Source organism: Arthrobacter terrae, from assembly GCF_015708085.1.
Taxonomy (GTDB): Bacteria; Actinomycetota; Actinomycetes; order Actinomycetales; family Micrococcaceae; genus Arthrobacter_M; species Arthrobacter_M terrae.
Genome location: NZ_JADNYM010000008.1, coordinates 63027 through 74999, shown reverse-complemented (window position 1 = coordinate 74999; position 11973 = coordinate 63027). Strand labels below are relative to the sequence as shown.

Annotated in this window: 10 protein-coding genes and 1 pseudogene; 1 reads left to right on the top strand and 10 read right to left on the bottom strand. The window is 64.6% G+C overall.

Translation table 11 applies throughout. The features are described from left to right. Positions 1 to 275: 275 nt before the first annotated feature. The 7 genes and pseudogenes from rpsO to IV500_RS21390 all read right to left on the bottom strand — a co-directional run bounded on the left by rpsO (position 276) and on the right by IV500_RS21390 (position 6363). Positions 276 to 545 carry a 30S ribosomal protein S15 gene (rpsO, locus tag IV500_RS07755; protein WP_196396229.1) on the bottom strand — a complete coding sequence of 90 codons (270 nt, stop codon included), beginning with the start codon at positions 543 to 545 and terminating at the stop codon, positions 276 to 278. Positions 546 to 664: 119 nt separating this feature from the next. Next, positions 665 to 1672, bottom strand: coding sequence for a bifunctional riboflavin kinase/FAD synthetase (locus IV500_RS07750; protein WP_196396228.1), 1008 nt, complete (start codon positions 1670 to 1672; stop codon positions 665 to 667). Then, the gene (locus IV500_RS07745; RefSeq protein ID WP_196396227.1) at positions 1672 to 2895 is read right to left on the bottom strand and encodes a GNAT family N-acetyltransferase; all 1224 of its coding nucleotides are present in this window, start codon (positions 2893 to 2895) and stop codon (positions 1672 to 1674) included. Before IV500_RS07745 ends, IV500_RS07750 begins: the two co-directional genes overlap by 1 nt. Continuing rightward, positions 2892 to 3326 carry a hypothetical protein gene (locus tag IV500_RS07740; RefSeq protein ID WP_196396226.1) on the bottom strand — a complete coding sequence of 145 codons (435 nt, stop codon included), beginning with the start codon at positions 3324 to 3326 and terminating at the stop codon, positions 2892 to 2894. Before IV500_RS07740 ends, IV500_RS07745 begins: the two co-directional genes overlap by 4 nt. An 86-nt stretch (positions 3327 to 3412) precedes the next feature. Then, positions 3413 to 3763, bottom strand: a pseudogene (locus IV500_RS07735) (hypothetical protein); the annotation flags it as partial. Positions 3764 to 3772: 9 nt separating this feature from the next. Then, complete coding sequence (gene truB, locus IV500_RS07730) at positions 3773 to 4711, bottom strand: tRNA pseudouridine(55) synthase TruB (protein ID WP_312875861.1); 939 nt, start codon at positions 4709 to 4711, stop codon at positions 3773 to 3775. A 23-nt stretch (positions 4712 to 4734) separates the two neighbouring features. Next, complete coding sequence (locus tag IV500_RS21390; protein ID WP_230854649.1) at positions 4735 to 6363, bottom strand: arylsulfotransferase family protein; 1629 nt, start codon at positions 6361 to 6363, stop codon at positions 4735 to 4737. 235 nt (positions 6364 to 6598) lie between these two features. On the opposite strand from IV500_RS21390, the gene IV500_RS07725 reads away from it, so the two are divergent. Further along, the gene (locus IV500_RS07725) at positions 6599 to 7777 is read left to right on the top strand and encodes a ScyD/ScyE family protein (RefSeq protein ID WP_196396224.1); all 1179 of its coding nucleotides are present in this window, start codon (positions 6599 to 6601) and stop codon (positions 7775 to 7777) included. A gap of 98 nt (positions 7778 to 7875) precedes the next feature. Here the strand turns inward: IV500_RS07725 and rbfA are convergent, their stop codons facing one another. From rbfA to IV500_RS07710, 3 genes are all read right to left on the bottom strand, one after another. Continuing rightward, positions 7876 to 8340 carry a 30S ribosome-binding factor RbfA gene (rbfA, locus tag IV500_RS07720; RefSeq protein ID WP_196396223.1) on the bottom strand — a complete coding sequence of 155 codons (465 nt, stop codon included), beginning with the start codon at positions 8338 to 8340 and terminating at the stop codon, positions 7876 to 7878. An 85-nt stretch (positions 8341 to 8425) separates the two neighbouring features. Beyond that, positions 8426 to 11443 carry a translation initiation factor IF-2 gene (infB, locus tag IV500_RS07715; RefSeq protein WP_196396222.1) on the bottom strand — a complete coding sequence of 1006 codons (3018 nt, stop codon included), beginning with the start codon at positions 11441 to 11443 and terminating at the stop codon, positions 8426 to 8428. A 187-nt stretch (positions 11444 to 11630) separates the two neighbouring features. Then, positions 11631 to 11855, bottom strand: coding sequence for a YlxR family protein (locus tag IV500_RS07710; protein ID WP_230854648.1), 225 nt, complete (start codon positions 11853 to 11855; stop codon positions 11631 to 11633). Positions 11856 to 11973 lie beyond the last annotated feature (118 nt).

The following is an 11973-nucleotide window of genomic DNA, read 5'->3' as shown; positions in this document are numbered from 1 at the left end:
AGTCACCTCCGTTTCTTTGCGTATGTGGCAGGAGGCAATCAACATCCTCAGGCCCACCGTCTTTAGCTGTGGGACCTGAACAACACCCGGTCTTCGATCGAGACTCACGGGACCGGCCGCCAAAAAAAGGGGGCGTCTGTCCCGGAAATCACTACCGAGGACCGCGAATGCGCGACGCCGGTTGGCTCCTTATTTGGTTATTTCATGCGGTTTGCCGGGGCTAAAACCGGCAAAGGCGGCCCTTCCGACTCGGAAGGGACCGCCTCATGGTGCTGCTAGCGGCGCAGGCCCAGACGCTCGATCAGCGTACGGTAGCGCGTGATGTCGGTGTCATGCAGGTACGTCAGAAGACGACGACGACGGCCGACCAGACCCATCAGGCCGCGACGGGTGTGATGATCATGCTTGTGCTCCTTGAGGTGCTCGGTCAGATCGAGGATGCGCTTGGAGAGCATCGCAACCTGGACCTCCGGCGAACCGGTGTCGCCCTCGCTGGTGGCGTAAGCCTTCATGATTTCTTGCTTTACAGCGGCGTCTAATGCCACAGATACTCCTAGGATTGTGCCGTGAGGCCCGGATCAGCGTTGCGCTGCCGGGTGCGCCCCCGAGCCTGGGGGCAGAACCCAGCCGCCACGGACTGCAGCCGGATTCAACTCTGCCAAGTTTACTCTGCCCGGGTTGACTCTGTCGAAATGGGCGGTGCGGCCCTCGTGGCCGTACCACCTCCGCAGAGCAGGATTTCCCGTGCCTGCTTTACATCGAGACGCATCTGCTCCACGAGCGCCTCGGGCCCGGTGTACGCCACCATGCCGCGCAGCCGGCTGACAAATTCAATCATGACTGACTGGCCATACAGATCGAATGCTTCCACCGGTTCCGTCGGCCTGTCCAGGACGTAGGCCTCTACCTGACGGCTGACTCCAGCGAAGGTGGGGTTTGAGCCAATCGAGATGGCCGCGGGCCAGCGGGTACCGCCGGCGTCGGTCAGCCAACCGGCGTAGACGCCGTCGGCCGGTATGTAGCCGTCGGATTCCGGTGCGAGGTTCGCTGTCGGGAAACCAAGCGCCCGGCCACGGGCAGCACCATGGACAACCTCGCCGCGCATGTGGTGCGGACGTCCCAGCACTTCGGCTGCCGTGCCGACGTCCCCGCGCGCCAGCGCCTCCCGCACCCAGGTCGAGGAGCAGCGCCGGTCCGCCCCAAATTCATCGACGACGACGACGTCAAAGCCGAGCTGCCGGCCGAGGGCCTGCATTGTGGAGAGGTCTCCGGAGTTGCTTTTGCCAAAACGCACATCGTGGCCGATGACCACGGCAACGGCGCCCAAGGTGTCAACGAAGACCGACCGAACGAACTCTTCCGGCGTCTGCGCCGCGAGCGCCAGGGTATAAGGCATCACCAGCACCGCATCCACCCCGCACGCGGCCATGGTGGCAAGCCGGTCCGCCAACCCCATCAGGGCCTCCGGCGCCGTCTCAGGGCGGTGGACCGTGGCCGGGTGCGGGTCGAAGGTGATGGCAACGGCGCGGGCGCCGCGGCCGTGCGCCGTCTCCACCAGCGTGGACAGTACATGCTGGTGCCCGCGGTGCACGCCGTCGAAATTCCCGAGAGTGACCACCGACGGGCCGTAGCCGGCAGGAACCTCGTGAAGTCCGTTCCAGTAGTGCACCATCACCCTCGCCTCTTTGCCGCGTACAGCTGCGCGGCCTCGTTCGTGTCCGGCCCTTGAGGGCCCGGAACCTCTCCTAGGCTACCCGCGTCGCCCGCGCGCGCTCCGTCCCACGGCTGCTGCGGCTGCCGCGGATCCGAATCGGCCAGAGTGAGTATCCATGCATCGGTGGGCATGCCTCTGTCATCACTGAAGCCGCGCAACTGCGCTTCCAGCCGGAATCCCATTTTCCAGGCCAGCTTGCGGCTGGCCCAGTTCGGCAGCAGGGCGCGCCAATATACATACTGCAGGGCCAGCCCCGAAAACGCGTAGTCAAGCAGCAAATGCGCTGCCGCGGCCGCAGCCCCGGTGCCGCGCGACTGCGGACCCATGTTAATGCCGATTTCCGCGGATCCGGGCCTGAAGTTATGCAGATCAATGGTGCCCAGCAGTGCATCGGTCCGGGAATCGGCGACGGCGAATGTGTGGGTTTCCCCGCCGGTCCAGCCCTTGGGCACAAAGTCATTGATGAACGACAGCGCGTCAGCCCGGCTGTAATTCAACGGAACCGTGGTCCACTGCACGGCCGCGGGATCCAGACAATTGGCCACCAACTCGTCCGCATCCCGGCGATCCAGGGCACGAAGCACCACAGTATCCCCGCGCAGGACCGGCACCACCATGGCAGGAGCCAGCCGGCCCTGCGCCGTCAGGGTGAGAATCCAGGCGTCGGCTGGCGCTCCGGCGACGTTGCTGTAGCCGGTGATGGTGCCCTCCAGGGTGAACCCGAGGTGCTCCGCCAGCCGTCTGCTGGCCGTATTGCCCACGACGGCATGCCAGTGCAGGACGGCCAGACCAAGGATGTCAAAGGCGTAGTCAGCCATCAGTTTGGCCGCCCGCCGGGCCAGGCCCTTGCCGCGGGCGTCCGCAGCAAGCTTGATGCCCAGCGATGCACTACCTTGGCCAACATTATGCAGCGCCGTTGTTCCTACGAGTGCGCCGGCACTGTCCACGATGGCGAATCTGCGGGTGTGACCGCTGGACCAACCCTCGGGAATGGCCCCGGTAATCGCAGCTTCGGCCTCGCCTGCGGTCATACGGGCCCGGGAATTGGCCCAGCGGACGTTGACCGGGTCCCGATTCAGCGCCGCATAATCGGCCGCATCCGCGCGCTGGAAAACCCGTAAAGTGACGACGCCGTCGGAAAGTTCAGGGATACCGGACTCATCCGCTACCACCGCGTTCATGGCTGCTCCATCGGCTTCCGGTGCCGGTACAACCAGATGAGACCGAGAATAGGCAGCAGCAGCGGGACGAATCCATAGCCACGGCCAAACTGGCTCCAGACAGTGTCCTGCGGGAACGCCCGGACGTCAAAAATGCTCAGCGCCCCCACAATGAGCACACCTAATAGCTCGATGCACACCGCCACGGCCGCCGCTTTGTACCAGAACGGGCCCTTCCTCGCGAGCGAGATCGTCGCTGCAATGTAGACGACGGCGGCCACTGCGGAAAGCAGGTAGGCCACGGGCGCTTCGGAAAACTTGCTGATGATCTGGAATCCCGCACGGGCTGTGGCCGCCAAGGCAAAAATACCGTAGACGGCGATCAGCAGACGGCCCGGGCCCGTCGCTTTCGTATCCTGCGTCCGGGCCACTGCCGGCTGGTTCGTGCTCACTGACCGCGTCCTGTCCCTAATGCTGTCCCTAGTGCTGTGCCTAGTGCTGTCCCCAGGGCTGCCCCCGGTCCCGGTGCTGCCACGCCGTACCAAATCTGCGCCATCCGGGCCATCATCACCACCACAGTGACTCCCACTGCAGCCAGTACATAGTTGCTCCAGAAACTGCGTTCCAGGATGGCCCAGTAGAATCCTGCAACCGGCAGGGAAATCGCGGTGATCAGGTATGCCCAGAATTCCCACGGAGCACCCGCGATCGCGGTTCCGGTCGCGGTGCGCACAATCGAGGCCACCAGATAGCACAGCAGGAACACTTCAACGGCCGCCACAGCGAGCAACGTGACGTCGTTGGGACCCTTCTTCAGCAGCGCGGCAATGACGCAGATCGCGCTGGAAACCAGTCCGACCACAAGGGCAGCGGTAAACCAGCCATCCACCGTCACCGCTTAAGCCCCCAGATCCGGGGTGAAGACCAGAACGGGCTTGGCCTGGCTGCCCGCATCGGCCAGCAGCGCGACAAGCTCGCCGTCGGGCCGGAAGGCAGCGGCCGGCTGTGCTACGGAATGGAGACCCGTCAGGCTGGGCGCGATCCACCGGCCAAAGGACAGCTCAGAAGCCTCGGCGTCCGTCAGTTCCCGGACCGGCATTAGCGCACGGGCAGCGTCTGTGATGTCGAGGATCTGCACCGCGCCGTCATTATCCGCCTGCTGTTCAAGCTGCTCGAGGGTCTTGGCTTGTCCGAGGTCATACGGTCCCACCCGGGTGCGGCGCAGCGCGGTCAAATGACCGCCAACGCCGAGCCCGGCCCCAAGATCGCGGGCCAACGCCCTGATGTAGGTACCGGAGGAGCATTCGACGGTAACGTCGAGATCGATGAATTCGGCTTCCTCCCCGGCAGGATTCTTAGCGGTGAGCCGGTGCATCGCCTGCAGCTGAAAACTGTGCACGGTTACTCCCCTGGCGGCCAGGACCACATCCTCACCCGCACGAACCCGTGCATAGGCGCGTTCGCCCTTGACCTTGATAGCACTGACGCTGCTGGGGACCTGCATGATCTCCCCGGTGAGGGCGGCGATTCCCGCATGAATTGCCGCATCGGTGACGGGCGCCGTCGTCGTACTGCCGGTGATCTCACCCTCGGCGTCGTCCGTGAGAGTGCTGGCGCCGAGCCGGATGGTGGCCCGGTATGTCTTGGCGGTCCCCACAATGTACGTGAGCAGCCGGGTGGCCTTGTTGATGCCGATCACCAGGACCCCGGTGGCCATCGGATCGAGGGTTCCGGCATGGCCCACCTTGCGGGTTCCGGTCAGGCGCCGCAGCCGGGCGACGACGTCGTGGCTGGTGAGGCCGGGCGGCTTGTCCACGATGATCAGTCCAGAATGCACGCCTTCCAGTATATGGGACGCCTCTAGGTGCTGACCGCCGTGGAGGTGGCCAGCACGGAGCCGTCGCTGCGCAGAGCCTGCACGGCCACCTTGGCCGCCACCGCGACCGCCGTCGAGGTTTCGAACCCGCGCCGCGGGACGGTTCCCGCAGGCGTCAGCGACTCCGGCGTTGCGCCGGTGAGAAAGCGCCAACTGGCTACCTCCGTGGCGCCGTTCCAGCTGGCGTAGACCTGCATGCTGGAGCCGTTGCCCGGCAGCACCGCGACGTCCGGCAAGGAAGCCGGTCTCCCGGTCCAGGCACATCGATAGGTACGGTAGGAAGCGTTCCCCAGGCCAATCGATTCGTAAAGCGCTGTCCCGTCCGGGGTGAACTCCGTGACGGCAGGATCCGCCCCCCACCCAACCAGGTAATGGCCGTTGTCGAGCAACTGCACATTACCCTCGGCATTTCCCCGGTGGCCGGCGTGGCTGAACTCCTGCTGCAGCGTCACCGTCCGCGCCGACTCGTCCACGTTCAGGAGCAGACCACGGGAAATTCCGGTGCTGCCTTCGGAGTAGTGATTATCGAATACCGTCAGGGACGTTGCCGACCTGCGCCGCGCGTCGTGCTGCCAGGCAAAGGCCGCGTTGTCCGCGACGTTGAAATCGCTCTGCTTCCCGCCGAGGCGCCACCGTATTGTCCCGGCGGTACGATCCACCAGATAAAGGGCATGTGTGTGGCGGCTGGAGATCAGCAGCGCGTCGCCGCTTTCGTCCACGGAGTTCAGGTGGAACGGGTCAAACGCCTTCGCCTGCGTGGTCCCGTCCGCGCTGGCATTGTTGTCCCCCGGATGGACATAGGTTTCGGTGATATCGATATGCGCCACGGCTGACCAGTCCAGGAGCACTGCGCCGGACCTGACATCGATTTCCTGGACGTGGCAGTCGTAGATGAATCCGTTGGCCGGTCCTCCCACCGGCCGCAGGTCATAAGGCACCGTGGGGTAGGCAATCATCAGAGCCGTTCCTGCCTCGGTGAGCGTAAACTCGTGCAGATCGGCCTTGAGCCCGTTGCCGGCATTGACTTCTGCCACGGATTGGTAGCTGGTATCCAATATTCGCCCGGAGCCCAAACCGTGGCCGCCGGTTCCCGTCCCGGTCCAGAAGGTCAATACCGGTTTGCCTTCGAACGTCTGAACGCGCAGGTCCGTGACGCCAACGCCGGTTGGTTCCATCCAGAGCGGTTCACCATGATTGTCCACGATCAGGCCGCTGGAACCGTGCCCCTGCGGGCCGGCAAAGATCAGCCCGGCCGCGGTGGCGGCCGTAGCCCAGCTGGAGACGTGCGCCGCAGTCAGCTGCGTACTGACGAATGTCCGATCCGGCGGAGCCGCCGGTCCCGGCGGCTTGCTGCTGGCCGGCGCCGCAGCGCCGGAGAGCGTAGAGCCCGACGACGATGCCCCGCCCGGATGGCCGGCTACCCGTGTCAACGCTCCGGAGATGGCATCATGTCCGGCATAGCTGGCCGTCGCTACGGCGGTTACGCCCACTAGCCCGGCACCGGCCAGGAAGCCACGGCGGCTGAAGATACTGCGTTCGCGCGGCCGGCGTTGCGGCTCTGCGTCACCATCCCCGTGCGGTTGCTCTTCCGCGCTCTGCTGGAAAGTATTCATGATTCATGGTAGAAGCCGGGAGCTGTACGGTGCCAGTACGCTGTCCGAGTGTTTACTGTGAAGTTTGGCAGGGCAACAATGGATGACACACCTCCCGCAGAAGCCTACAGTGAGCGCAGCTGATGTTGTTTGCCGCCCAACCCCGCGGCGAACGGCGGGCCCGGGCGGGCGATGCGGAGGGCGTCCAGCGAACCATTGGTCTCGATCATTAGTCACGTCACCTTTGGAGCCAGAAATGCGCAGAATAATTATCCGGGTCAGCACCGTTGCCGCGCTGACAGCCCTCATGGGAATGGGCGCCGTGGGACTCGGCGCCGGTCCGGTCCAAGCGGCCGGCAATAAACCGTTACCGGTTCCCGGCGTCCCCGAGACATTGGCCAGCGGGCTCTTATCACCGCTGAGCCTGACCCTTGGCTCATCCCAGTCCGTTTACTTCACGCAGAACTTTGCCGGTTCGCTGGACAAGTTGGATGCGAAAGGCGCAGTCAGCACCGTCTACCAGGCGTCCGTCCCCGGCCATGAGGTCGGCGCCGTTTCTTCCCGGTTCGGCAGGACCTATTTTGCGGAGAACGCCGGGGCCGGAGAGGATCCGGCCCCAAACATCGGCATCATCAAGTCCATTACGTCTGCCGGCAAGGTGCGTTCCATCGCGGATGTCGCCCAATATGAGGCCACGCATAATCCCGATGCATCCGTCACTTACGGCTTCCGTGATCTGGACGCGGCCTGTCTGCAGCAAATCCCCGACACGCTCCCCGGCAGCTACACCGGCGTAACGGACTCACACCCCTATGCCACCGAGCCCGGCCTGTTCGAGATTTATGTAGCCGACGCGGGCGGCAATGACATTGTCGCCGTCAATCAGTTCACCGGACGGGTGCGCACTGTTGCGGTCCTCCCGCCCTCCATAACGCATGTTACTGCTGCCCTCGCAGCTTCCTTCGGGCTTCCCGACTGCGCAGCAGGCCACGACTACTATTTCGAGCCGGTTCCGACGGACATCCGCTGGGGCCGGGATGGGTGGCTGTACGTCAGCACGCTGCCCGGCGGTCCCGAAGGCGCCGCGCTCGGAGCCCGCGGCAGCGTATACAAGGTCAGTCCCTGGTTCTCAACTGTGCGGTTGGTTGCCTCCGGGCTCGTTTCGCCGACCGGACTTGCGGTCAGCCGGAGCGGAGATATCTACGTCGCCGAACTTTTCGGCGGTCAGATCTCGGTGATTCCGCGCGGGACTTCCACGGCACAGCCGTTCCTGGCGGTTCCACTGCCGGCCGATGTGGCGATCCGCGGCGGGACGCTCTATGCCACTGTCAACGCACTCCCCGGTGACGGGACTCCGCCCGCGGGCCAGATCATTAAGGTCCCGCTCAACACCGGCGACGAGAATTACCCATCCATGAACCAGTACGACGACTGACGCCGTCGACCGCAGATAAACCCCACTGTGAAATACGTCAGGGGCGCCCGGTCTTTGGATCGGGCGCCCCTGACGAGTACTTCGGTCAACCTACGGGCCTACTTCTCCTGCGTTTGGGCGCCGTCGTCGTCCGCTTCGGCGCCGTCGTCGTCCTTCTTGTACGGATCCGCATCTCCGGCGAAGGTCGCGCCCTGCGCAATCGCCGCTACCTCGGCGTCCCGCGCCTTGGCTGTCCGGATCAGGTCCTCCAGATGGCCGGCATTGACAGGGATCTCGTCGGCGACGAATTCCAGCGTCGGCGTCAGCCGCACCGTGACGTTCTTGCCCACTTCCTGACGCAGCACGCCACGGGCCTTTTCCAGCCCTACTTTGGCATCCGCCTGGGCTGTGTCATCACCGAGCACCGTGTAATACACTGTCGCGTGCTGCAGATCGTTGGTCACGCGGGCATCCGTTACGGTGACGCCCTCCACCCTCGGGTCCTTGACCCGCCGGCGCAGACCCTCAGCGACAATAACCTTTATCCGCTGCGCCAACTTAGCAGCGCGTGCCGAATCGGCCATGAAATTTCTCCTCAATCAGGTGAGGTGCGCAAAACGGGGCCGTTTGGCTTGTTCAACCCCATTTTGCGCACCTCAGATGCCAATGTTAAGCGCGCGGCTTCTCGCGCATCTCGAACGTCTCGATGATGTCCTCGGCCTGCAGGTCGTTGAACGACCCCAGACCGATACCGCACTCAAAGCCATCCCTGACCTCGGTGGCGTCATCCTTGAAACGCTTGAGCGAATCCACGGTGAGGTTTTCCCCAATAACTTTGCCGGCGCGCAGCACGCGTGCCTTGGAGTTCCGACGGATGGTACCGGAACGAACGATGGAACCGGCGATGTTTCCGAACTTGGACGAACGGAAGATCTCGCGGATCTCCGCGGTACCCAACTGGACTTCCTCGTACTCCGGCTTGAGCATGCCCTTCAGAGCCAGCTCAATGTCATCGATCGCGCCATAGATGACCGAGTAGAAGCGCATGTCGACGCCTTCACGGTCCGCCAGGTCAGCAACGCGCTCCGCCGGCTTGACGTTGAAGCCAATGATGATCGCATTGTCCACGGTGGCCAGGTTGACGTCGTTCTGCGTGATGGCACCGACGCCGCGGTGGATAACCCGCAGTTGGACACCCTCGCCGACATCGATCTTGAGCAGCGAATCCTCCAGCGCCTCAACGGCACCGGAAACGTCACCCTTGAGGATGAGGTTGAGCGTGTCAACCTTACCCGCAGCGACTGCCTGATCGAAGTCTTCCAGGCTAATCCGCTTGCGGCGCTTGGCCAGCGCAGCGTTACGGTCCGCAGCCTCACGCTTTTCAGCGATCTGACGGGCTGTGCGCTCATCTCCGGTGACGAAGAAGGTATCGCCGGCACGCGGTACATTGGACAGACCGAGCACCTGCACGGGACGGGACGGGCCCGCCTCCGTGATATTGCCGCCGTCCTCATCGAACATGGCGCGGACCCGGCCGTGCGCGGTTCCCGCCACAATCGTGTCGCCCACGTGCAGCGTACCGGACTGAACCAGTACCGTCGCAACGGCACCGCGACCCTTATCCAGGTTCGCTTCGATCGCAATACCGCGGGCATCCTTGTTCGGGTTGGCCCGCATATCCAGCGCCGCATCCGCGGTCAACAGGACCGCTTCAAGGAGCTCATTGATATTGAGATTCTCCCGGGCGGATACATCCACAAACATCGTGTCGCCGCCGTATTCCTCGGGAACCAGACCATACTCGGTGAGCTGACCGCGGATCTTCTCCGGGTTGGCACCCTCCTTATCGATCTTGTTCACTGCGACGACGATCGGCACGTTGGCTGCCTGCGCATGGTTGAGCGCTTCCACCGTCTGCGGCATGACACCGTCGTCGGCGGCGACCACCAGGATGGCAATGTCGGTGACCTTGGCACCACGGGCACGCATGGCGGTGAACGCCTCGTGGCCCGGAGTGTCAATGAAGGTAATGCGGCGCTCGGTGTCCTCGTGCTCGTGCACGATCTGGTAGGCACCGATGTGCTGGGTGATGCCACCGTGCTCGTCGGCCATGACGTCGGAGTTACGGATAGCATCCAGCAGACGCGTCTTACCATGGTCCACGTGGCCCATGACGGTGACCACGGGCGGGCGGACCTCAAGGTCCTCGTCGCCCTCGGCCTCAAGCTCGGCTTCGAAGTCAATGTCGAAGTTGCTGAGCAGCTCGCGCTCCTCATCCTCCGGTGAAACTACCTGGAGCTTGTAACCAAGCTCGGTGCCGAGCAGGGCAAAGGTGTCCTCGTCCAGGGACTGGGTTGCGGTAGCCATCTCACCGAGGTGGAAGAGCACCGTCACCAGGGCCGCCGGATTCGCCTCGATCTTGTCAGCGAAGTCAGTAATCGACGAACCGCGGCGCAACCGGATAATGGAGTTGCCATCGCCACGGGGCACGCTCACGCCGCCCAGCGACGGAGCACTCATCTGCTCCAGTTCCTGCCGCTTTGCGCGCTTGGACTTGCGCTGCTTACCGCGGCCGGCGCCTCCCTTACCGAAGGCACCCTGGGTCCCGCCGCGTCCGCGGCCGCCCTTACCGAAACCGCCACCTGCCGGTGCGCCTGTCCCGCCGCCTGCACCCGGAGCACCACCGGTACCCGGTGCACCCGGACGTCCACGGCCAGCTCCGCCGGGGCGGTCATTGCCGCGGCCCGGGGCCACAGGACGCTCGGTGCGGTTAGGCATCATACCCGGAGTCGGGCGGGCTCCGCCGGGACGCGGAGCGCCGGGGCGGGGACCACCTGCACCTGCTGCAGGCCGCGGCCCACCGGCTCCGGCTGCGGGACGGGGACCGCCCGTGCCGGCTTCAGCTGAACGTGGAGCTCCGGCACGGGGCATACCCTGCGACGGAGCGAAAGGATTGTTGCCAGGACGCGGACCAGCGGCACCCGAACGTGCCGGCCGCTCGCCTTCGCCGCGGTCGGGGCGCCCGGAGCGTGGCATGCCCTGCGAGGGAGCGAACGGGTTGTTACCCGGACGCGGACCAGCGCCACCTGGCCGGCCTGTGGCAGCCGGACGCGACGGAGCCGGGGCTGCCGGAGCAGGTGCCGGACGGGCACCGGGCTTGACTCCGGACGGAGCAGCGGACGGCGCAGCCGCAGCCGGCGGAGCCACATCTGCTGGTGCGGCGGCTGACGGTGCGGAGCTGGCCGGAGCAGGCGCAGCAGGAGCTGTGGCTGCCGGAGCAGCTGCTGCCGGAGCAGCTGCTGCCGGAGCGGGGGCAGGCGTTGCCGCCGCGGGCTCTGAGAATGCCGGGACGGCCGGGGCCGGAGCCGCGGGGGCTGTGGGTCCGGGGGTGGCTGGCCCCGGAGTCGCAGACCCGGCGGCAGACTGTCCGGCCGGCTTCGGGCCGGACTTCGCTGCCGGTGCGGCTGCTGCGGGAGCAGCTGCTGCCGGGGCAGACCCTGTCCCATTGGACCCGGCAGCTGCCTTGGGCGCCGCAGGGAACGCGTCGCGAAGCTTCTTCACGACGGGTGCCTCAATGGTCGAGGAAGCGGAACGGACAAACTCGCCCAATTCCTGAAGCTTGGTGACAGCTTCCTTAGAGGTGATGCCGAGCTCTTTTGCTAGCTCGTGTACGCGGGCCTTGGCCACATTTCTCCTGTCTTGGCCCGCACCGGACAGGTACGAGCCTCTAATTCTTAATGCGACACTCCATGCTGGAATGTGCGGTGTGAGAGCATAAAAAATCACTCATCGTTGGGCACTCATCGCTGGGTACTCATCGGGTTTCCATCAGTTTTCTGACCCGCTTTCAGGTTGGACAGTTCTAGGTCTGCAGTTACTGCTGTTCCACCAGCATTTCGGTGGAACCCTCATCGCGTATCCGGTTCTGCACCGACGAACAGTCGACGACGCCCGGAAGGGCGCGGCCAATGGCACGTCGCTTGAGCGCCAGCGCAAGGCACTGAGGGCTCGGGTGCAACCAGGCACCCCTGCCCCAGCGACGACGGTGTGGGTCAGCTACCGCGGCGATAATGCCGTCGGCAGATGTTTCCCGCACCATCCGCAGTAACTTCGACTGGGTATCACGACGACGGCAACCAACACATGTGCGCAACGGTAGAGTCTGTGTTTGACCCACCAATGGAGCTTCAAACACTGCAATTGCCTCAAATGGGAGT

Bases quoted from the DNA above. Each gene is read 5' to 3' on its own strand.
- IV500_RS07710 (WP_230854648.1), bottom strand. From the start codon at position 11,855: ATGGTGCGGGAAACATCTGCCGACGGCATTATCGCCGCGGTAGCTGAC.
- IV500_RS07745 (WP_196396227.1), bottom strand. From the start codon at position 2,895: ATGAACGCGGTGGTAGCGGATGAGTCCGGTATCCCTGAACTTTCCGAC.
- IV500_RS07750 (WP_196396228.1), bottom strand. From the start codon at position 1,672: ATGGTGCACTACTGGAACGGACTTCACGAGGTTCCTGCCGGCTACGGC.
- IV500_RS07725 (WP_196396224.1), top strand. From the start codon at position 6,599: ATGCGCAGAATAATTATCCGGGTCAGCACCGTTGCCGCGCTGACAGCC.
- rbfA (WP_196396223.1), bottom strand. From the start codon at position 8,340: ATGGCCGATTCGGCACGCGCTGCTAAGTTGGCGCAGCGGATAAAGGTT.
- IV500_RS21390 (WP_230854649.1), bottom strand. From the start codon at position 6,363: ATGAATACTTTCCAGCAGAGCGCGGAAGAGCAACCGCACGGGGATGGT.